This is a genomic window from Streptomyces sp. NPDC048636, from assembly GCF_040650655.1.
GTDB lineage: Bacteria > Actinomycetota > Actinomycetes > Streptomycetales > Streptomycetaceae > Streptomyces.
Genome location: NZ_JBEZHR010000017.1, coordinates 78,284 through 96,982, shown reverse-complemented (window position 1 = coordinate 96,982; position 18,699 = coordinate 78,284). Strand labels below are relative to the sequence as shown.

Annotated in this window: 16 protein-coding genes; 11 read left to right on the top strand and 5 right to left on the bottom strand. The window is 72.3% G+C overall.

Annotated elements, in window-relative coordinates; translation table 11 throughout:
* Window positions 1-289 precede the first annotated feature (289 nt).
* The 4 genes from AB0C66_RS31815 (at window position 290) to AB0C66_RS31800 (ending at window position 6,524) form a co-directional block, all read left to right on the top strand.
* On the top strand, window positions 290-2,707 hold the full coding sequence (locus AB0C66_RS31815) for a xanthine dehydrogenase family protein molybdopterin-binding subunit (RefSeq protein ID WP_362446488.1): 2,418 nt from the start codon (window positions 290-292) through the stop codon (window positions 2,705-2,707).
* On the top strand, window positions 2,704-3,603 hold the full coding sequence (locus AB0C66_RS31810) for an FAD binding domain-containing protein (protein ID WP_362446485.1): 900 nt from the start codon (window positions 2,704-2,706) through the stop codon (window positions 3,601-3,603). Before AB0C66_RS31815 ends, AB0C66_RS31810 begins: the two co-directional genes overlap by 4 nt.
* Window positions 3,600-4,139: a (2Fe-2S)-binding protein gene (locus AB0C66_RS31805; protein ID WP_362446482.1), complete on the top strand. Its 540-nt coding sequence runs from the start codon at window positions 3,600-3,602 to the stop codon at window positions 4,137-4,139. Before AB0C66_RS31810 ends, AB0C66_RS31805 begins: the two co-directional genes overlap by 4 nt.
* Before the next feature lie 153 nt (window positions 4,140-4,292).
* The gene (locus AB0C66_RS31800) at window positions 4,293-6,524 is read left to right on the top strand and encodes a SpoIIE family protein phosphatase (RefSeq protein ID WP_362446479.1); all 2,232 of its coding nucleotides are present in this window, start codon (window positions 4,293-4,295) and stop codon (window positions 6,522-6,524) included.
* Window positions 6,525-6,551: 27 nt separating this feature from the next.
* Here the strand turns inward: AB0C66_RS31800 and AB0C66_RS31795 are convergent, their stop codons facing one another.
* Window positions 6,552-7,034 (bottom strand): hypothetical protein, encoded by a 483-nt coding sequence (locus AB0C66_RS31795; protein ID WP_362446476.1) that lies wholly within the window; start codon window positions 7,032-7,034, stop codon window positions 6,552-6,554.
* Window positions 7,035-7,137: 103 nt separating this feature from the next.
* The gene (locus AB0C66_RS31790; RefSeq protein WP_362446473.1) at window positions 7,138-8,022 is read right to left on the bottom strand and encodes a LysR family transcriptional regulator; all 885 of its coding nucleotides are present in this window, start codon (window positions 8,020-8,022) and stop codon (window positions 7,138-7,140) included.
* Between the two features lie 175 nt (window positions 8,023-8,197).
* Between AB0C66_RS31790 and AB0C66_RS31785 the strand changes: the two genes are divergently transcribed.
* Window positions 8,198-9,229 (top strand): aldo/keto reductase, encoded by a 1,032-nt coding sequence (locus AB0C66_RS31785; RefSeq protein WP_362446470.1) that lies wholly within the window; start codon window positions 8,198-8,200, stop codon window positions 9,227-9,229.
* Window positions 9,230-9,341: 112 nt separating this feature from the next.
* A complete protein-coding gene (locus tag AB0C66_RS31780; RefSeq protein WP_362446467.1) occupies window positions 9,342-10,322 on the top strand; it encodes a hypothetical protein in 981 nt (326 codons plus the stop codon).
* Between the two features lie 10 nt (window positions 10,323-10,332).
* On the opposite strand, the gene AB0C66_RS31775 is transcribed toward AB0C66_RS31780, so the two are convergent.
* The 3 genes from AB0C66_RS31775 to AB0C66_RS31765 form a co-directional block, all read right to left on the bottom strand.
* Window positions 10,333-11,157, bottom strand: a complete 825-nt coding sequence (locus AB0C66_RS31775; RefSeq protein WP_362446464.1) for a nuclease-related domain-containing protein — start codon at window positions 11,155-11,157, stop codon at window positions 10,333-10,335.
* 111 nt (window positions 11,158-11,268) lie between these two features.
* Window positions 11,269-12,624 (bottom strand): diacylglycerol kinase family protein, encoded by a 1,356-nt coding sequence (locus AB0C66_RS31770; protein ID WP_362446461.1) that lies wholly within the window; start codon window positions 12,622-12,624, stop codon window positions 11,269-11,271.
* 174 nt (window positions 12,625-12,798) lie between these two features.
* Window positions 12,799-13,980, bottom strand: a complete 1,182-nt coding sequence (locus tag AB0C66_RS31765; RefSeq protein WP_362446458.1) for an ROK family protein — start codon at window positions 13,978-13,980, stop codon at window positions 12,799-12,801.
* A 294-nt stretch (window positions 13,981-14,274) separates the two neighbouring features.
* Between AB0C66_RS31765 and AB0C66_RS31760 the strand changes: the two genes are divergently transcribed.
* The 5 genes from AB0C66_RS31760 to AB0C66_RS31740 all read left to right on the top strand — a co-directional run bounded on the left by AB0C66_RS31760 (window position 14,275) and on the right by AB0C66_RS31740 (window position 18,471).
* Complete coding sequence (locus AB0C66_RS31760; protein WP_362446456.1) at window positions 14,275-15,225, top strand: thiamine pyrophosphate-dependent enzyme; 951 nt, start codon at window positions 14,275-14,277, stop codon at window positions 15,223-15,225.
* Window positions 15,222-16,181, top strand: a complete 960-nt coding sequence (locus AB0C66_RS31755) for a transketolase C-terminal domain-containing protein (RefSeq protein WP_362446454.1) — start codon at window positions 15,222-15,224, stop codon at window positions 16,179-16,181. The genes AB0C66_RS31760 and AB0C66_RS31755 overlap by 4 nt, the downstream gene beginning before the upstream one ends.
* Before the next feature lie 295 nt (window positions 16,182-16,476).
* Window positions 16,477-17,082 carry a hypothetical protein gene (locus AB0C66_RS31750; RefSeq protein ID WP_362446451.1) on the top strand — a complete coding sequence of 202 codons (606 nt, stop codon included), beginning with the start codon at window positions 16,477-16,479 and terminating at the stop codon, window positions 17,080-17,082.
* A 73-nt stretch (window positions 17,083-17,155) separates the two neighbouring features.
* The gene (locus AB0C66_RS31745; protein WP_362446448.1) at window positions 17,156-17,761 is read left to right on the top strand and encodes a hypothetical protein; all 606 of its coding nucleotides are present in this window, start codon (window positions 17,156-17,158) and stop codon (window positions 17,759-17,761) included.
* A gap of 95 nt (window positions 17,762-17,856) precedes the next feature.
* Complete coding sequence (locus AB0C66_RS31740; protein ID WP_362446446.1) at window positions 17,857-18,471, top strand: hypothetical protein; 615 nt, start codon at window positions 17,857-17,859, stop codon at window positions 18,469-18,471.
* Window positions 18,472-18,699: the final 228 nt, after the last annotated feature.

Genomic DNA, 18,699 nt, shown 5'->3' with positions numbered 1-18,699 from the left:
CGTCGCGAGGGCGGTGGCGGGATCGGCGGCCCGGTATGGATCACGGTAAGTCTCAACGCACGGTGTCAGGTGTCGGCGATGCCCGAGCCGCATACGAGGGCCGGCGCGACCGGTGGTCCGTCCGGGCAGATCACGCATGCCCCATGCTCACACTCCGCGTTCGCCGGATCACTCACCGCCTCCCCGGCCACCGGGCGGCGGAAGCCGCTTGGCACACTATTCTTTCTCTCATCCGCCGTGGCACCGGGAGTGTCATAGCCTGGGATTCCACAGGTGCAGGCGGTACGAGATGAATGCGAAGCCTCCCTTCCGGGACACCGGGTACGGCGTGGGCGCCAGCTGCCCGCGGATCGAGGACGCCCGCCATCTCAGTGGTCACGGGCGGTTCCTCGCGGATGTACGGCTGCCCGGGACACGGGACGTGGCGGTGGTGCGCAGCCCGGTCCCGCACGGCAGGCTGCGCTCGGTGCGCGCGCCGCGCGGGGTGGCCGCCGCCGATGTGTGGACCGCCGCCGAGCTGGCCCCGCTGGCGCGGCCGCTCCTGGCCACCGCGGCGCTGCCCGGGTTCCGGACCGCTCCCCTGCCGGTCCTCGCCGTGGACACGGTGCGCTACGTCGGCGAGCCGATCGCGCTGGCGATCGGTGACAGCCGGGCCGAGGCGGAGGATCTGGCCCGGCGGATCGCCGTGGACATCGAGGAGCTGCCCGCCGTGGTCGGTCACCGCGCCGCACTGGCCGACGGTGCGCCCCGGGTGCACGCCGACTGGCCGGACAACGTCTACGCCACCACCTCCGCCGGCGCCGGTGATGTGGCCGCCGCGGCGCGGCGGGCGGCGGTCTCGCTCACCCGGCAGTACACCGTGGACCGTATGTCGCCGCTGCCGCTGGAGACCCGTGGCGTGATCGCGCACTACGACCGCGCGGACGACCAGTTGGTGGTGTGGACGTCCACCCAGACCCCGCATCTGATCCGCGACACCATCGCCGAACTGCTCGGCCTGCCGGGCAACCGGGTGCGCGTGATCGCGCCCGATGTCGGCGGCGGGTTCGGGGCGAAGTGCACGGTGTACCCCGAGGAGATCGCGCTCGCGGCCGTCGCGACCCGGCTGGACCATCCGGTCCGCTGGGTCGAGGACCGGGCGGAGGCGATGGTCGCCACCACCCAGGGCCGTGACCACCACTACCGGCTCACCGGCCATGCGGCGGCCGACGGCGAACTGCTCGGGCTCGAGGCCGACATCGTGGTCGACGCGGGGGCGTACTCGGTGCACCCGTGGACGGCCACGATGGACGCCTCGATGGCCTCGGCGATGCTCCCCGGGCCCTACCGGGTACGCGACTACCGCTGCACCGCGCGCAGTGTGGCCACCCACACCACACCGCTGGGGCCGTGCCGCGGAGTGGCCCGCCCGGCCGCCTGCTTCGGCATCGAGCGCCTGATCGACGACCTGGCCCATGCGCTGGGGATCGAGCCGTACGCGATGCGGATGCGCGCGATGGTCGGCCCGGAGTCCATGCCGTACACATCGGTCGCCGACAAGGTGTACGACAGCGGCGACTACCCCGAGGCGGTGCGCCGGGTCGGCGAACTCATCGGCCACCGGGCGGTGCGCGTACGGCAGCGGGCCACGGATCCCGGCTCACGCACCCGGATCGGCGTGGGATACGGCTCGTTCACCGAGCAGACGGCACACGGCTGTCTGGAATGGGCTTCCCGCGGTCTGGCGGTCACCTTCGGGGTCGAGAGCGCCCGGCTGGTCATGGACGCCACGGGCAGTCTGACGCTGAGCGTCGGTGTGCAGTCCCAGGGCCAGGGCCATGAGACGACGCTCGCGCAGGTGGTGGCCGAGGTGCTGGACATCGCGCCGGAACGGGTCGCGGTGCGCCACGGTGACACCGCGCATATGCCGCGCGGGGACGGCACCTTCGCCTCCCGCACGATGGTGATGGCGGGCGGGGCGGCGTACGGGGCCGCGAACCTGATGGCGGAGCGGATCCGGAACATCGCGGCGGTGCTGCTCGGCGAACCGCCCGACCGGTTGCGCTTCGAGCACGGCTCGGTCGTCGGAGACCACGGCGGGCGCACCCTGTCGGCACTGGCCCGGGAGTTCTGTCTGACACCCGACCACGTCCCCGGTGTCGAAGGCGGTCTGGACGTCACCTTCCACTACCGTCCCGATGTGCAGACCGGCGCCTTCGCCTACGGTACGCACGCGGCCGTGGTCCGGGTGGACCTGGACACCGGCGAGGTGGAACTGCTCGACTACGCGGTCGTCGAGGACTGCGGCACGGTGGTCAATCCACTGATCGTCGACGGCCAGATCATCGGCGGCACCGTCCAGGGCATCGGCACCGCGCTGCTGGAGGAACTGCCCCATGACAGCGGCGGCAGACCGGCCGTGACCACGCTCAGTGCCTACCGTCTGCCCCGGGCCGCCGATGTCCCCGAGATCAGGGTCGAGCACCTTCGCACACCGTCACCGCACACCGTCCTCGGAATGAAGGGCGTGGGCGAGAGCGGGGCCATTCCGCCCCCGGCCGCGATCGGCAACGCGATCACCGACGCGCTGCGGGAGTTCGGAGCGCGGATCGAGCGGACCCCGATGACGGCCGCCCGGGTGTGGGCCGCGCTCGACCGTGCGTCGGTGTCCGGTCCGCCGCGCGCACCGGTGGGCGCCGCGGCCGGTGGCCGGGCGGTGCCGCGATGAAACCGGCGGAGTTCAGCTACCACCGGCCCGGTGGTGTGTCCGCGGCGGTGGCGCTGCTGGCCGGTCTGGGCGACGGGGCCCGGGTGCTGGGCGGCGGGCAGAGCCTGGTGCCGGAGCTGAACACCCGCCGCGTCACACCGGAGCATCTGGTGGACATCACCGGCATCGGCTCCCTGCGGGGCGCCCGGCGGATGGGCGCCGGTGTGCGCTACGGGGCGACCACCACCCATCGGATGGTCGAGGACGGACTCGTCCCGGACGCCGCGGGGGGTCTGCTCGCACGTGCCGCCGCGGGCATCGGCCATCGGGCCGTCCGCACCCGCGGCACCCTGGGCGGCAGCCTGGCGCAGATGGATCCGGCCGCGGAGTGGCCCACGGTGTTCGCCGCGCTGGACGCCACCGTGGAGGTGTGCGGGGCGCGCGGAGTCCGCTCGCTTCCCGCCCGTGAGCTGCCGCTGGGCGCGTTCCACAGCGCACTCGCGACGGATGAGATCATCGTCGCCGTCGAGGTGCGCGAGCTGCCGCCGGAGCGCTGGTGGGGGCTGTACAAGACACCCGGTACCGGAGGGGCCTTCGCCGCGTCGCTCGCGGTGGTCCTGTACGACACCGATGAGCGCGGCGCGCTGCACGGGGTGAAGCTGTGGCTCGGGGCGGCACAGGAGACGCCGGTACGGCTGGCCGCCACCGAACTGCTGCTCACCGGACGGTCCGCGACGGAGCTGGACGTGGCGGCGGTGCTGCCCGGTGTCGCCCAGGACCTCGACACCGTCGACGGGACGCGGAACGACACCGCCCGCCACGCGCTGCGCGTGCACGCGGCCACGGTGTGCCGGGCGCTGGCCGGCGCCGAGCGGGTGGGGCGCCCCGCCGCCGCGACGGGGAGGGGTGCGCCATGAACGAGGTGTCGCCGCGTCTGAGGGTCAACGGCGCGGAGCACACCGTGACCGTTCCGGCCCGGACCAGCCTCGCCGACCTGCTGCGCGACCACCTCGGGCTGACCGGCACCCATCTCGGATGTGAGGACGGGGTGTGCGGGGCGTGCACCGTCCTGGTCGACGAGTTGCCGGTACGGGGCTGTCTGGCCCTGGCGGCGACGTGCGACGGGGCGGAGGTGGTCACCGTGGAGGGGCTGGCCGGGGCGGACGCCGACCGGCTGCGGGCCGCGTTCTCCCGCGAAGGGGCCCTTCAGTGCGGTTTCTGCACACCGGGCATGCTGATCACGGCGTACGACCTGGTGCGCCGCCACGCCGTGGGCTCCCCGGCCGAGATCCGCGCCGCCCTCTCCGGCAATCTGTGCCGCTGCACCGGCTACCAGGCCATTGTGCGCGCCATCGGCTCGGCGGCCGGGGAGACCGGTGCCGGACCGGGTGTGCGGGCGGGTGGCGGGGCGGGAGCGGAGACCGGGGCACCTCGTGCCCGCGACGACGCGTGACCCGCTGTATACCTGTAGAGAGGGCAGTTTTCGCGCGGAAACGTCCGCTGGGAAACCGCTCGCCGGGAAACCGTTCTCGGGAATCCCTCTCGGGGAATCCATTCGCCGGGAGGACGTTCGCCGGGACACCGCGAGGAAACGTCGAGTGCCACGATGCAGGAGCGCCACCACAGCCGACCAGAGGCGACCGGGTCCGACACCGATCGCGTCACGCCGGTGTTCACCCAGGCGCTCCAGCAGGCGGCCCGTGAGCTGAGGGCCACCGCCGCGATCGTGGTGATCCCCGTCGACGACGGACGCGGTCTTGCCTCGGCGGTGGTGGTGGGCCGCCCCCTGTCGATCTTCACCACGATCGAGCGGATGCCGGTGACGGCTCGCCTGGCGTCCGCCACCGCACACCGCACCGGCCGCCAGTACGTGTCCACCTTCACCGAGTTCGACAACGCGGCCCCGTCCCGTTTCGACGTCACGATGCCGTTCCCCTACACGGTGGCCTCCACCCCGATCCGCGCCTCGGGGCACGGATACGGGGTACTGACCCTCATCTGGGCTCCCCCGCTCGGCCCGCGGGCGCTGCAACCCGATGAACTGGACCGCTGCGAGAAGATCGCCGAGGATCTGGCCCGGGAGCTGACGCAGTCCGGGGTGGCCTCGCCACCGCGGATCTCGCTGCCGATGCCGCAGTTCCTCCAGGCCCTGCCGGACCGGGTGGGCCAGGAGTGGGCACCGGAGTCCGCCAACATCACCTTCCTCTACCAGATCTACAAACTGGCCTCCTGGCTCAACCGCGCGGTGCGCGGCCAGGAGGTGCTGGATGTGGTGGCGTCGCGGATCATGGAGCCCTTCGGCGCCCGTGGCATGGCCGTCTCCGTCCGCCAGGACGACCAGACCACGCTGCTGGGTTACAGCGGGTATCCGCGGATCGTCGCGCATGCGCTCGCGGGGGCTCCGTCGCCCTCGCCGGACGATCACACCCCCGGGATGCCACCGCTGTCCGTGGACGCCCCCACGTTCCTGGAGTCCGAACGGATGCTGGCCGAGGCCCGGTTCGACGGCACCTCCCAGGGGGTCCGGGCATCTGCCCTGCTCCCTCTCATCAGCGGTGGTTTCCGTACCGGCACCCTGGCACTGGGCTTCGACGGCCCCCGCCACTTCTCCGCCGAGGAGCGGTCGACGCTGGTCACCATGGCGGATCTGGTGGCCCAGGCCGTGGAGCGCGCCGTCCACTTCGAGAACGAGCACCGGCTCGCCCGCGAACTGCAACAGGGACTGCTGCCCGCCCGGCTCCCGCACCGCGAGGACCTGGACATCGCCACCCGGTATGTGACGGCCACGGCGGGCACCGCGGTGGGTGGCGACTGGTACGACGTGCTGACCCTCCCCGACGGCAATGTGGGACTGGTCATGGGCGATGTCGAGGGCCACAACCCCAACGCGGCGGCGTGCATGGGCCAGTTGCGCAGCGCGGTACGCGCGTACGCGGCCGAGGGACACCGCCCCGCGGCCCTGCTGGAGCGCACCAACCGGATCCTCACCGAGCTGGACACCGAGCTGTTCGCCACCTGTTGCTGTGTCTGGCTCGATCTGGACGTCGGTACGGCGGAGATCGCCAGCGCGGGCCATCCCGCGCCGCTGCTGTGCCATCCGGACCACCATGTGGTCGTGCCCGAGATGTCGGTGGGGCTGCCGCTCGGGGTCGCGCCCGACACCGTCTACCAGTCCATGGAGCAACCGCTGCCGGACGGCACGGTGCTGGCGCTGTACACCGACGGTCTCGTGCACTCCCAGACCGTGGATCTCGGCAATGCCAGCGAGCTGTTCGGCCAGGCCCTGGCGGCCACCCGGGACGGGCGGCTGGAGGACCTGGCCACCCGCGTCATCGAGAGCACCGGGATCCAGCGGGCGCGCGGGGACGACGCGGCGCTGCTGCTGGCCCGCTACGCGGGAGTGCTGCCGGGTTCACGCCAGCACGTCAGCCGGGTCTTCGTGCAGCGGCACGACCTGAGGTCGGTCAAGGACGTCCGGGAGTTCCTGCGCCACTACACCCGCACCAGGGGCTGGGACGAGATCTCGGACGATCTGGAGCTGATCGCCACCGAGGTGGTGACGAACGCCCTGATGCACGCGGACAGCGAGGTGGACGTACGGCTGCGCGAGTACTCCGACCGGCTGCGGGTGGAGGTCCTGGACTCCGATCCCCGGCCGCCGATGCCCGCGCCGATCACCGTCTCCGACTCCGTACAGGACAACTCCGAGCACGGACGCGGTCTTGTCATCGTGGCGGCCCTGGCCGCCGCGTGGGGCAACAGCCCCAGCGGCCGCGGCAAATCGGTCTGGTTCGAGCTGCGCCTCCCGGAGGAAGCGCGGCCGCCGGTCGGCGCGTAGCGGGCCATTCGACGGGCGGCGGCCCCGTCAGGTGGTGGTGTGCACGGCGAGTTTGAACTCGGCGAACACCAGCCGGCGGGCGGTGCGGTCGTCGTGCGCGACCATCAGCGCGAGCGGGACATCGGGATGTACGAAGATCTCGTGGTGTTTGGTGAAGCACTGCATTCCGGGGCTCGGCGCACGGTGGTCGGTGGCCGTCGAGTCGGCGCCCGTCGACAGCCCCAGCGGATCGCGCGAGAAGCGGTCCCGCAGCTCGGTGTAGTTCCCCTTCTCCCACTGGACCATGGCGGTCAGCGCGCCCCAGCCGTCCACCGACGGCCAGATGAGTCCCGAGCGGTCGTCGCTGCGCCACTTGCCGACCGTGTAGCCGTCGGGCTGCCGGGCCGGATGCATATTGTCCGGGTCGTGGGACTCCTCGCGGCCGTACGGGAACCGCACCACGTGGTATCTACCGTCGGCCGGGACGAGCTGCGGCATATCGACGATCAGCGAACAGATCCGCACGGCCACGGCGCCTCCTGGGAGGGGACTTGCTGGACAGTGTGCGAGCGGATCTCCTGACTGTCCATCAATCCGGCAGCCTCCCCGTGCCCGGAGCCCGCCGAACCCGCCCTCAGCGGCCCAGATACGACAGCAGCTCGCGCGCGGCCGGGCTCGGACGGTCACCGGCCGGGGTGGCCACGGACACCTCCCAGCGCCGCTGCCGCTCGTCGGCCCCCGGGTCCATCGGCACCACACACAGCCCCGCCGCCTGCTCCTTGCGGGCGACGGGCCGGGGCACGACCGCGATCCCCAGCCCGTGGCCCACCAGCTCGATGAGGGTGTGCACGTCGTACACCTCCAGGGCGACCCGGCGTGGCGTATCGCAGGCGGCGAACACCCGGTCGGTCACCCGCCGGGCGCCCCAGTCGGGGTGGAAGTCCACGAAGGTCTCGTCCGCCAGCTCCTCCCACTTCACCTGGCCGGACCCGGCCAGCCGGTGGCCGGAGCCGCAGAGCAGCACCATCGGCTCGCTGTCCAGCGGCACCAGACACGCACCGTCCGGGGGCGGTCCTGGAAGGGTCACGAAGGCCATGTCCAGCCGCCCGTCGACCACGTCGTCCATCAGCAGGGCCGAGCCCGCCTGGCGCAGCCGGACCTCCACATTGGTGTGCTGGGCGCGGAAGCGCGCCAGCAGCGCTCCGACATCGACGGTGACACACTGCTCGACACCGACCGCGAGGCTGCCCCGCAGCAGCCCCTGCACCTCGGCCACGGCCTCCCGGGCGGCACGCGCCCCGGCCAGCGTGCGGTTGGCCTCCACCAGCAGGGCCCGCCCGGCGCCGGTGAGCTCCACACTCCGGGTGGTGCGGACGAACAGCGGAGAGCCGAGCTCCCGCTCCAGCGCACGCACCGAGGCCGAGAGCCCCGACTGGGACACCATCATCCGGTGGGCCGCCCTGGTGAAGTGCCGCTCCTCGGCGACGGCCACGAAGTACTCGAGCTGTCGGAGTTCCATGAGGGAGAAGTGTAGGCGATTGAGAAGTGCTGGCGCTGAATCCGTCCACTCTCTTCTCTTGGACAAATGGGTGGGGTACGGCCCAGCATGGAAACCGGCCACCGGGCCCGCCCGGCCGCCACCACCCGGACCCTCTTCTCTTCTCCGCTCATCTCTCATCCAAGGAGTACCGACCGTGGAGTACCGCACCCTCGGCCGCAGTGGTTGCAGTGTCTCGACGCTCGCGCTCGGCACCATGACCTTCGGCGCCGAGTCCGACGAGTCCAGCGCCTTCGCCCAGCTCGACCGCTTCGTCGAAGCGGGCGGCACACTGATCGACACCGCCGATGTCTACACCGCGGGCGCGGCCGAGGAGATCGTCGGCCGCTGGCTGGCCGCCCGTCCCGCCGATATCCGCGACCGGGTCACCATCGCCACCAAGGGGCGTTTCCCGATGGGTACCGGCCCCAACGACGTGGGGCTGTCGCGCAGCCACCTGGACCGCGCGCTCAACGCCTCGCTGCGCCGTCTCGGCGTCGAGACCGTGGCGCTGTACCAGGTGCACTCCTGGGACCCGCTGACCCCGATCGAGGAGACGCTGCGCTTCCTGGACGACGCCGTACGGCAGGGCCGGATCCACTACGTGGGGCTGTCCAACTTCACCGGCTGGCAGCTCCAGAAGGCGGTGGACGTGGCCGACTTCCGGGGGCTGAGCCGCCCGGTGACCCTCCAGCCGCAGTACAGCCTGCTGTCGCGCGAGATCGAATGGGAGATCACTCCGGCCTGCGCCTCCGAAGGGCTGGGGCTGCTGCCGTGGAGCCCGCTCGGCGGCGGCTGGCTGACCGGCAAGTACCGCCGAGACACCCGCCCCAGCGGGGCCACCCGGCTGGGCGAGAACCCCGAGCGGGGCACCGAGGCGTACGACCGGCGCAGCTCGCTCGAGCGCACCTGGGACGTGGTGCACACGGTGCGGGCGGTGGCCGAGGAGCGCGATGTCTCCATGGCCCAGGTGGCCCTGGCATGGGTGCTGGCCCGTCCGGGCGTGAGCTCGGTCATCCTGGGCGCCCGCACCCTGGAGCAGCTCGAGGACAATCTCGCCGCCGCCGAACTGCGGCTCTCCGAAGGGGAGTTGCGGCGGCTCGACGAGGTCAGCGACCCGGGTGCGGCGGACTATCCGTACGGTGGCCCGGGGATCGAGCAGCGCAGCCGCGCGCTCGCGGGCGGCTGACACCGTTTCGGACCGGGGCTGGCCGACCTGCCGTACGGCATGGTCCGCTAGCCTCGGTCCGGCGTTGTTGACGCCTGTCGGTGTCGTCGGTTGTCGAGGTGGGGGATGGGCGATGTCCGGGGAACGGATGCCCTACGAGCGGCGGCGGACCGCCGTCGCGGACCGGGTGCTGCGGGAGTGGGGTGTCACCCTGCCCGAGTCCTTCTTCCGGTTCTGGACGTTCCTGGAGGGGCTCGGCCCCGTCGAGCGGCAGGCGCTCGCGGACATGGACGTGGCGGTGGCCGGGGTCACCGACCTGTGTGCCGATCCGGGGCTCCCGGCGCGCGACGGCGTCGATGTGCGGGTGCACGGGCGCTACTACCGCGATCCTCCGGAGTTCCTCACCTTCCTGCACGGCGGCTCGGACGGGCTGCACTACGGGCTGTGGTTCGACGACGGCCGCGACTGCGACGGCGTCGCCTCCTACTACACCCATGACGGCGGCGGGATCGACCGCACCTGGCGGACCCCGCTGGAGGCGCTGCGCGCCCGGCTGGAGCTCCATTGGCGGGACCTCGCGGACGACGACGCGGAATCGGCGTACGTGGCCGCGCGGATGTCGGGGCTGGAGCGGCTGCGGGAGGCGCTGACCGCTCTCGAGACGGGGGACCGCACCGAGGTGGGGCTCGCGTACGGCAACGCCTACGGCGCGGGTCTCCCCCCGGAGGATCCGGACCGGATCACCACCCTGGACGCCGGGGGCGCGCTGGTGGCGGGCCGTACCGCACTGGACCGGCCACCGCACGGGGGAGCCGACGAGTACCGGTTCGCGCGGTACATGTACGGGCTCTTCGACGACGCCGCGGCCGTGGAGACCTGTGCGGCCGACGCGCTGCGGTGGTGTGCGGACGGCGATCCGGCGGAGGCGCTGGTCCTGGGGCGGGATCTGCACTGGGCCTCGGCCGGGGACCCGGTCCGGGAGGCCCGGGCGAACACCCTCCTCGTGGCGGCGTACCGGGCGCTGGGCCGCACCTCACTGCTGGAGATCGCCGAAGCACACCACCAGCACCGGGATCTGCCCCGGGTCGATGTGCTGGACACCGGCGGCGGGTGAGGGCGGGGCGTCAGACGTCTGCCCAGGTGCGGGGGTCGCGCGCGGCGCCGTGGATGGCGTCGGTCTCGCCCGGTGTCCATATCCCCGCCATGCCCGTGAACGACGAGAACTCCCGGTCCCGGACCACCCGTACGTCCCGCAGCGACGGCACCACGGTGACCCGGTCGATATCGACGAACGCGAGCACGGGCCGCACCTCGACGGTGAAGCCGCACGCCCGGGAGAGGGCGGTGGACGCGCGCCGCGCCTCGGCGCGGCTCTTGCGGACGTACGGATACGACTGGCCGCCGATGCGCACGGAGTCGTCCCCCACCCAGACCCGGGCGCCGCGGTGGTATTTGGTGTTCACGCAGAACACTCCGCCGGGACCGATCAGCAGATGGTCGATGTCCACGTTCCGCGCCAGTGGGATGGAGTGCAGCACCCGCCAGCCCCTGGAGGTCAGCCGCTCCAGTTCGGCGCCGACCCGCCGCTCCCCCACCAGCCCCTTCCGCCAGCCGTACGCCGGGGAGCGGCGTCCCAGCAACACCGCCACCAAACGCTCCACCCAGCCCGGGGCCACCTCGTCCAGTTTCTTGCGGACCGCGTCGCCCGGCCGGTTGGCCGCGAGGTCGTGCCGCGGGCGGATCGCCGCGGGCTCCCCGGGGGCCACGCCCTGTGCGGGTGTGGGCACCGGACCGGTGAGATACGGCGCCAGCACCTCGACGACGTCCTCCCGGTACTCCTCGATCCGCACCCGGAGCCGTCCGGTGCCGCGGTCGAACCAGGCCACCGTCTCGCCACCGGGGAGATTGACGTACAGGCGGTCATGCCCATAGCGCTTCCACGGCGACACCCGTAATCCGTCCACACCACACCCCCAGCGACACCGGTCCGTATATCGCGGTCATCCGAGCAAACGCCGTCGGCGCGGGCAAGGGCGCGCCGCGCTTTCCGGCCACCCGGTTCAGTGGCGTGCGGGGCCATGTGTGGGGGGCCTCGCGGTCCGGCCAAGGTTCAGTGCCAGCTGCCGCACCCGCCGCCAGTCCATCGGCGGCTTACGGGACGGGGTGCCGGGGCGGTGGCGGGGCAGCCGCAGACGGAGGGCGCGCGGCGCGATCCGGCACCGCACGGGTGCCGGCAGGGTCAGCGCCTCCCCGTCCACCCCGACCTGGACGGTGGGGTCGTCGGCCTCCACGACCACCTCATGGACGGTGAGCGAGGTCAGCCCAGGGGCATGGCGGCCACGCAGCATCCCGGCCGCCTGGGCCGCGCTGTCGACGGTGGCGGCCAGCACCCCCAGCACGCCGGAGTCCAGCCGGTCCCGCCGTCCCAGTCCGGCCGGGTCGCCCATCCGGTACGGGTTGTTGCTCACCAGGACGGCCTGCGGCCCCTCGATGACACGGTCCCGTGCCCGGACGGTCAGCCGTGGTCCGGTGTGATGGGTGAGCAGGTCCGGCAGCAGGTCCAGGGTCGTACGGAGCTTGTCGTCGCGGTAGGCGGGGCTCTGGACGACGGAGGCGTAGGCGCCGAAGGACGCGTTGTTCACGAACGGGCGGTCCCCGATATGGCCCAGGTCGACCCGGAGTTCCACCCCGTCGGTGAGCGCGTCCAGACAGGTGGCGGGGTCGTCCCGGTCCAGTCCGAGGTCCATGGCGAAGTGGTTGCGGGTTCCGGCGGAGATCACCATGAAGGGGAGTCCGCGTTCGGCCGCCACGCCCGCGACCAGGGCCTGTGTTCCGTCACCGGCCGCCACGCCGAGCAGATCGGCGCCCTCGTTGGCGGCCCGCCGGGCGAGCCCGGCCACGTCTTGGGGATGGCCCGGGTCCAGGACCACGACCTCGGCGCCGAGCGCCTTCGCCCGCTCGACCAGGTGGAAGGCGTCGACCTTCCCGCCGCCCGAGCGCGGATTCATGATGAGGAAGGGCCGCCGCGGCGCGGTGGCCGGGCGTTCCGCGGTGTGGTCCGGTCCGGTGTCCGCGGCCAGCGCGGCCCGGCCGGTGGACACGGCCAGCGCCCACAGGGCGGCCGAGACGAGGGCCACCCACAGCAGTCCGGCGAGCGCGTAGAGCACGACGACCGTCACGGGTGCGGCGACGGCGAGCGCGAGGGCGAGCGCCCTGAGCAGCGCGCGGTGCACCAGCGCCCACCACGCACCGGCGGCCGTGAGCGCCATCCCGGCCGCGCCGACCGCCACCAGGAGCACACTGCTGAGTCCGGCGAAGAGCAGCAGGACCAGCACCGCCGCCGCGCCCGCCGCCACCGCCAGCCGTGCGCTCCAGCGCGGGGCCACGGGACCACCCACCCCCAGAGCCGTGTGCATCGGACCTCCCGCGGCGGCCGAGGTGCCGTCCGTTCCAGCACACACCCGGCGCCGTGGCCGCGCATCATTTCCGTCGTACGTGGCCCGTCCCGCGGGTGTGGGTTCCGGGGCAGAGCACCGGCGAGGCCCGCGTGGCGAGGGCCATGGCGGCCGCCCGCCGTGGTGTGCGCGGGGTCAGCCGGGCGGGGACGGCGGCGACGAGGACAGCGGCCCACCGACCCCGAGGCCACGGACATGGTCCAGGGCGAGCCGGACCGCTCCCAGCACCACCGCCCGCTCACCAAGGGGTGAGACCAGGATCTCCGGAGCGCGCAGACAGCGCCGGGTCAGCTCCCGGCGCAGCGGGGCGGTCACCGCCTCCGGCTGGTCCGCGAAACCACCGCTCAGCACGAGGAGCTGTGGATCGAGGGTGAGCACCAGAGCCGCCGTACCGGCGCCCAGGTCCCGTGCGTAGGCGCGCACCGTGTTCACCGCGGACCGGTCCCCGGCGCGGGCGGCGGTGAACACGTCCACCGCGCCTGCGTCCGCGTCGTCGGCCGGGCCGCTCCCCGCCGTCGTGGGACGCCAGTCCCGTACCCGCCGCCGCGCCCGTTCCCAGCCCGCGGCGGGCAGTGCGCCGATCTGCCCGGCGGCGTTGCCGAAGCCGCGGTGCACCGCACCACCGATGATCAGCCCCGCGCCGGTGGTGGGCCCCGCGTACAGACAGATGGCGTGCTCGGCGTGGTGTGCCGCGCCCCGCCAGCTCTCGGCCAGAGCCGCCAGATTGCCCAGTGTGTCCACCAGGACGGTGCCGGGCACCGAGCGGGCGAGCCGGGCGCGCAGATCGACCCCCGTCCAGTCCGGCAGGTCGTCGCAGACGGCCACGCGTCCGTCCGCGTCGACGAGGCCGGGAGTGGCCACCCCGGTGGCCCAGATACCACCGGGGCCCAGTTCCGCGGTGGCCGCGGACCTCGCCTGCCGTGCCGCCTCGTCGACCGCGGCCAGCCGTCCGGTGCGGTCCGCGGAGGCGTCGACCGCGATACGGGCGGTGTGTGTCACGGCGCCGTCGAGATCTGCCACCGTCGCGGTCACCTGGCGCTCGCCCACCTCCACACCGAGCACCCGTCCGGCGTCGGCGCAGAAGCGGTAGCGGCGGGCGGGACGGCCGATCGTGCCGGCGGTGCGCTCGGCCTCGGCCACCCAGCCCTGTGCGGTCAGTTGCCGCACGACGTCGTCGGTGGAGGCGCGCGACAGTCCGGTGCGGCGGGCGATCTCGCTCAGGGTCAGCGGTGGTTCGCCACGGAGCACACGTACGACGGCACGCGCGTTCAGCTGACGGAGGCGGGACAGATCACCCCCGCGCGCTTCCTCGGCCATGTACCCCTACCGATCAGTATGGAGAGATCGATAGTAATCGAGCGCGACGGCCCGCGAGTACGGAGCCCGTGGCCGACGACTAGGGAAAGCCATCGGGGTCCGGTCGCTGATCTTCTGGAATGCTCAACGCGATCCGTGGCCGCGCCCTGTTCCGGCGGGCGCGTTCACGGCAGGTCCACGCGACCGTCCGCCAGGGAGACCGTCCGCCAGGCGAAAGAGTGGCAATACGTGCAGACAGCTTCCAGCCGCGGCCCGAGCCGCACTCTCGAGCGCCGACTCCCCTTACTGCGTCTGATGATGCGTGTGCGGCTGTACGAGGCGAAGGCCGCGTCGCTGCGGGCCCAGGGGCTGGCTCCCGCGCTCGAACCCCTCCCCCACTGCGGGGAGTCGGTGGTGGTCGGTGTCATCGCGGCGATGCGCGACGAGGACAGGGTGACCTCGGTGTCCTCCGGCCACGCCGCGCTCATCGCGAAGAACACCCGCCCGGACCGGCTGTGGGCCGGAGTCCTGGGGCGCCCGAAGGGCTGTGCCCGGGGCCACGGTCTGCTGGCCCACTTCTTCGACATCAGCCACGGACTGGTCGGCGCCAACGGCCTCGCCGAACAGGCACTGGTGACGGCGGTCGGCACCGCCTGGGCCGACCAGGAGGCGGGTCGCGACCACATCACCGTGGTCCTGTGCGACGCCCATCTCTCCCCCGGATGGTACGAGGCGACGCTGATGGCGCGGGAGATGCGGCTGCCGGTCCTCTTCGTCCGCCAGCACCGTTCCGCCGAACCGGGTGACCCGGCCACCCCCGTCGCCGCGACACCCGGCGATCTGCGGGCGATGCGGGACGGACCGGTGGACGCCGGGGACGTACTGGAAGTGCACCGGGCGGCGGAGAGCGCGGTACGCCGGGTGCGCGGTGGCGGGGGGCCGGGGCTGCTCGAGATCCAACTCCCCGCCGCATTGCCCCGGTTGGCCAGCCCGGAGTCCATGGGCGGCGACGGCGCCCCGGCGACCGATGGCGCGTACCCCGAGGACCCGATCGCCGCTCTGGCAGGACAGTTGATCGCCGCCGGGGTGCTGACCCGCGCCGATGTCGACCGGCTGCGGGCCGAGGAGGCGGCCACCGTCGACGGCTGGCTGGACGCCACCGACACCGGCCACCCGGACGACGGCGACGCCGGTTCCGGCCTCATCCCACCGGGCGCCGGTTCCGCTTCCATCGCCCCGTCGGGGGATGTCGGACGGGCGTGGTGAGCGCGGGCAGATCCGTACCCGACACCCCCGCGCTGGCCGGAGTGTGGGAGGGGTTGCGGGCCGCGATGGCCGACGATCCCTCCGTCGTGGCCGTCCGCCCGGCGGCCCGGCCGCCGGATGCCACCACCTCAACGGCCCTTCGTGAGCTGGCCGAGGCGGTCGGGGCGCGGCGGGTCCGTGACCTGCCGGGCCCGGCGGGGACGGTGGCCGGGGTGTGCGCCGCCGCCGCGGCGGCCGGACTGCGTCCGGTGGTGGACCTCACCGGCTGCGCGGCCGCCACCGTCCTGGGGCCACTGGCACATACCGCCGCGGTGAGTGCCGCGACCTCCGCGCTGCCGGTGGTGTTCGTCGTCGACGACTGGGGTGAGCCGCCCGGTGCGCAACCGGTGCACTCGCTCCTCGTCCCGCTGACCGGGCTCACCACGGTCCTGCCCTCGGACGGGCATGACGCGGCGGGGCTGACGCTGGCCGCCATCCGCTCCTCGGGGCCGGTGGTGGTGGCGCGGAGCGCGGCGGCGGACCATCTGCCGTCACGGGCGGGGCCCGCGGCGGAGGTGCCGCTCGGGGTCGCCGCGGTGCGGCGCCCCGGTACGGATGTGTCCGTGGTGGCGGTCGGCGCGCTGGTACCGGTGGCGCTGCGGGCGGCGGCCCGACTGGCCGACGAGGGCGTGTCGGTGGAGGTAGTCGATCCGCGCACGGTGGTGCCGCTGGACCTGGACACCGTCCTCGGCTCCGCGGTCCGCACCGGCCGGCTGGTGGTGTGTGACGACGCCCCGGCGCAGGGTTCGGTGGCCGGTGAGATCGTGGCCGCGGCCACCGTGGTGCACTCCGCGCTCAAGGCGCCACCGCTGCGGATCACCCGCGGGGATCCCCTGGGGGGCGACGGCGAGGGGGATGACACGGTGACGGAGTGGGACATCCGCGCGGCCATCCGGCTTGTCCTGCACGCTGATTGAGGGATATTCACCTTCACCCGGAACCAGGCCCCTTCCACCGTACGGCCGTGGTCGAATCACAAAATCTCACCGTGAATATGAGCCGCGAGCCAGGGCAATTAGGGCGTGTCCGAGGCCATCGCTCACAAGAGGCGAAAGTCTCTTCGGGACTTCGCTGGTGCGCCGTTCCACCGGAGTGCATCATTATTATTCCGCTTCTGTCCCGGCGGTCCGTTTCCTTGGCTCGACCGTACGGAAGGCTGCCCGGAACGCCGGGAGCGAGCACCGAAGTTCCTCTCACACAGGAGACGTTCGCATGACCGCACGAGCACGACGTGGCCGGATCGCGGTGGCCGCGGTGGCCGGAGTCGCCGGGGTGTTCTGCACCGCGGGGACCGCACCGGCCGCCGTGGCCGAGACCTCCCATGCCGCCGGCCGCCACTGCCTGGCCAACACGGACAACGGCCAGTTGCGGTGCTTCGCCACGTTCGCCGAGGTGATGGAGCACGCCACGGCGGGCCGCGCCGCCGCCGCACCCGACCCCGCGACCGCAGCGAGGTCCGCGGCCTTCCGGACGAAGGTGAACGCCGACGAGGAGGACCTGCCCGCTCCGGCGACCAACCGGGTCGTCCAGCCCAGCGACGTCGTCATCGGCACGTTCTTCACACAGAAGCGCTACGGAGGCGCCTCGCTCACCCTGTGGGGCTCCCACCCGTGCCACGACGATGACGAGGACTTCTACTGGAACCTCGACACCAAGTGGAAGAACAAGATCTCTTCCGTGCAGCCCTGGGGCAACTGCCAGATCCAGCTCCATCCGCAGCCCAACCTCGGTGGCGGGGTCGAAGGACCGTACAAGGAGAACACCATCGACGTCGGCGCCTCCGCCGACAACAAGGCCCAGTCGGTCAGCTTCACCTAGCCGGTCCCCGCGGCACCCCGAGCAGGGTCACCGCGGCAGCAACCCGGCGCTCCCGATAGGAGATCAACGCACGATGTTCCGTACCCGTGCCCGCGCAGCCGGATTCGTGGCGGCGGTGGCCGTGGTGGGCAGCCTGACCGCCGTGCCGGCCGCACAGGCCGATGACCCGCCCTCCGACAAGGAACTCCTGGAGAAGTGCGGCAACGGCACCAAGTCCTGTGTGTTCCACCCCAGCGGTCAGCCCACGGAGTTCACCGGCGAGCGGCACCAGGTGGGTGACTTCGCCTACAACTGCACCAGCCGCAAACAGCGGTCCAGCCTCTCCTGGTCCGACACCACCGGGGAGTCCAACAGTGTCGGGCTCTCCATGAGCGCGACATTCGGCGTCATCTTCAAGACGACGGTGACGACGTCCTTCGAGCACACCTGGACGAGCTCGCACACCGAGACCCAGACCACCAATGTGGATGTCCGCCCCGGCGAGGTGGGCTGGATCACCCGCGCGCCCAGGATGCAGTCCGTCGAGGGCACCTACGAACTGGTCTTCAAGGACAGGTACAAGGGCCACTACTACTGGTACGTCCCGTTCAAGGCCACCGGCCCCCTGGGGGTCAGCAACAAGTCGCAGCTCACCCGGCCCATGACGGCCAAGGAGAAGGCGTCGTACTGCGACGAGTGACGCGGGCGGGCCGCCCGGACGGGCGGAGGCCGGCGCGCCGCCTCGAAGGAGCCGCACCGATCGGCTCGGCACCCCCATGAAGGAGAGCACGAACCATGTTCCGTCACCGTGCCCGCGTGGCCGGTTTCCTGGCGGTGGCAGCCGCCGTGGGCAGCCTGACCGCCATGCCCACCGCCCAGGCCGACGACCAGCCGACCGACAAGGAGCTGCTGGACCAGTGCAACAACGGCACACAGTCCTGTGTGTTCCACCCCGGCGGTCAGCCCGACATCTTCCCCGGGGAGAAGCGGCATGTGGGCGACTACGCCTACAACTGCACCAAGGACCCCCAGCTGTCCAGCATCTCCTGGACGGACACCACAGGGTCGAGCAATTCCCTCGGGGTCACGATCAGGGCGGAGTACAAGTTCGCGGAGGTCTTCACGGGAGCCGTGGAGAGCTCCTTCAAGCACACCTGGACCTCTGAGCACTCGGAAACGGCCACCACGATGGTGGACGTCCCGCCCGGTGAGGTCGGCTGGGTGAGCCGCGAGCCCCAGATGCAGAAGGTGAAGGGGACCTACGAACTGGTCTTCAAGAAGAGGTACAAGGGCCACTACTACTGGTATGTCCCCTTCGACGCCACCGGTCCGGTGGCGGACATCGCCAGCGCCAGGACGCAGCACACCCGCAAGATGACGGCGCGGGAGAAAGCCGAGAACTGCGGCTGACTCCGCAGGAGAATCCACACCGGCCGCCCGGGGAAATCCCCGGGCGGCCATTTTTTTGACGGCGCACGATTCCCTTACCTTTTCTCACTAGGGAGAATCCCTAGTGAAACCCGTGTGTCGACACATGTCCTTTCCATGTGGCAGGGTTGCTTCCGCTCTTTGCCGTCCGTCGGCCATGTCAACGCGCGTATTGCCAGCGCGATTTGACTCCGCGCCCTGAATGCCTAT

Bases quoted from the DNA above. Each gene is read 5' to 3' on its own strand.
- AB0C66_RS31815 (WP_362446488.1), top strand. From the start codon at position 290: ATGAATGCGAAGCCTCCCTTCCGGGACACCGGGTACGGCGTGGGCGCC.
- AB0C66_RS31810 (WP_362446485.1), top strand. From the start codon at position 2,704: ATGAAACCGGCGGAGTTCAGCTACCACCGGCCCGGTGGTGTGTCCGCG.
- AB0C66_RS31805 (WP_362446482.1), top strand. From the start codon at position 3,600: ATGAACGAGGTGTCGCCGCGTCTGAGGGTCAACGGCGCGGAGCACACC.
- AB0C66_RS31800 (WP_362446479.1), top strand. From the start codon at position 4,293: ATGCAGGAGCGCCACCACAGCCGACCAGAGGCGACCGGGTCCGACACC.
- AB0C66_RS31790 (WP_362446473.1), bottom strand. From the start codon at position 8,022: ATGGAACTCCGACAGCTCGAGTACTTCGTGGCCGTCGCCGAGGAGCGG.
- AB0C66_RS31780 (WP_362446467.1), top strand. From the start codon at position 9,342: ATGTCCGGGGAACGGATGCCCTACGAGCGGCGGCGGACCGCCGTCGCG.
- AB0C66_RS31770 (WP_362446461.1), bottom strand. From the start codon at position 12,624: ATGCACACGGCTCTGGGGGTGGGTGGTCCCGTGGCCCCGCGCTGGAGC.
- AB0C66_RS31765 (WP_362446458.1), bottom strand. From the start codon at position 13,980: ATGGCCGAGGAAGCGCGCGGGGGTGATCTGTCCCGCCTCCGTCAGCTG.
- AB0C66_RS31760 (WP_362446456.1), top strand. From the start codon at position 14,275: ATGATGCGTGTGCGGCTGTACGAGGCGAAGGCCGCGTCGCTGCGGGCC.
- AB0C66_RS31750 (WP_362446451.1), top strand. From the start codon at position 16,477: ATGACCGCACGAGCACGACGTGGCCGGATCGCGGTGGCCGCGGTGGCC.
- AB0C66_RS31745 (WP_362446448.1), top strand. From the start codon at position 17,156: ATGTTCCGTACCCGTGCCCGCGCAGCCGGATTCGTGGCGGCGGTGGCC.
- AB0C66_RS31740 (WP_362446446.1), top strand. From the start codon at position 17,857: ATGTTCCGTCACCGTGCCCGCGTGGCCGGTTTCCTGGCGGTGGCAGCC.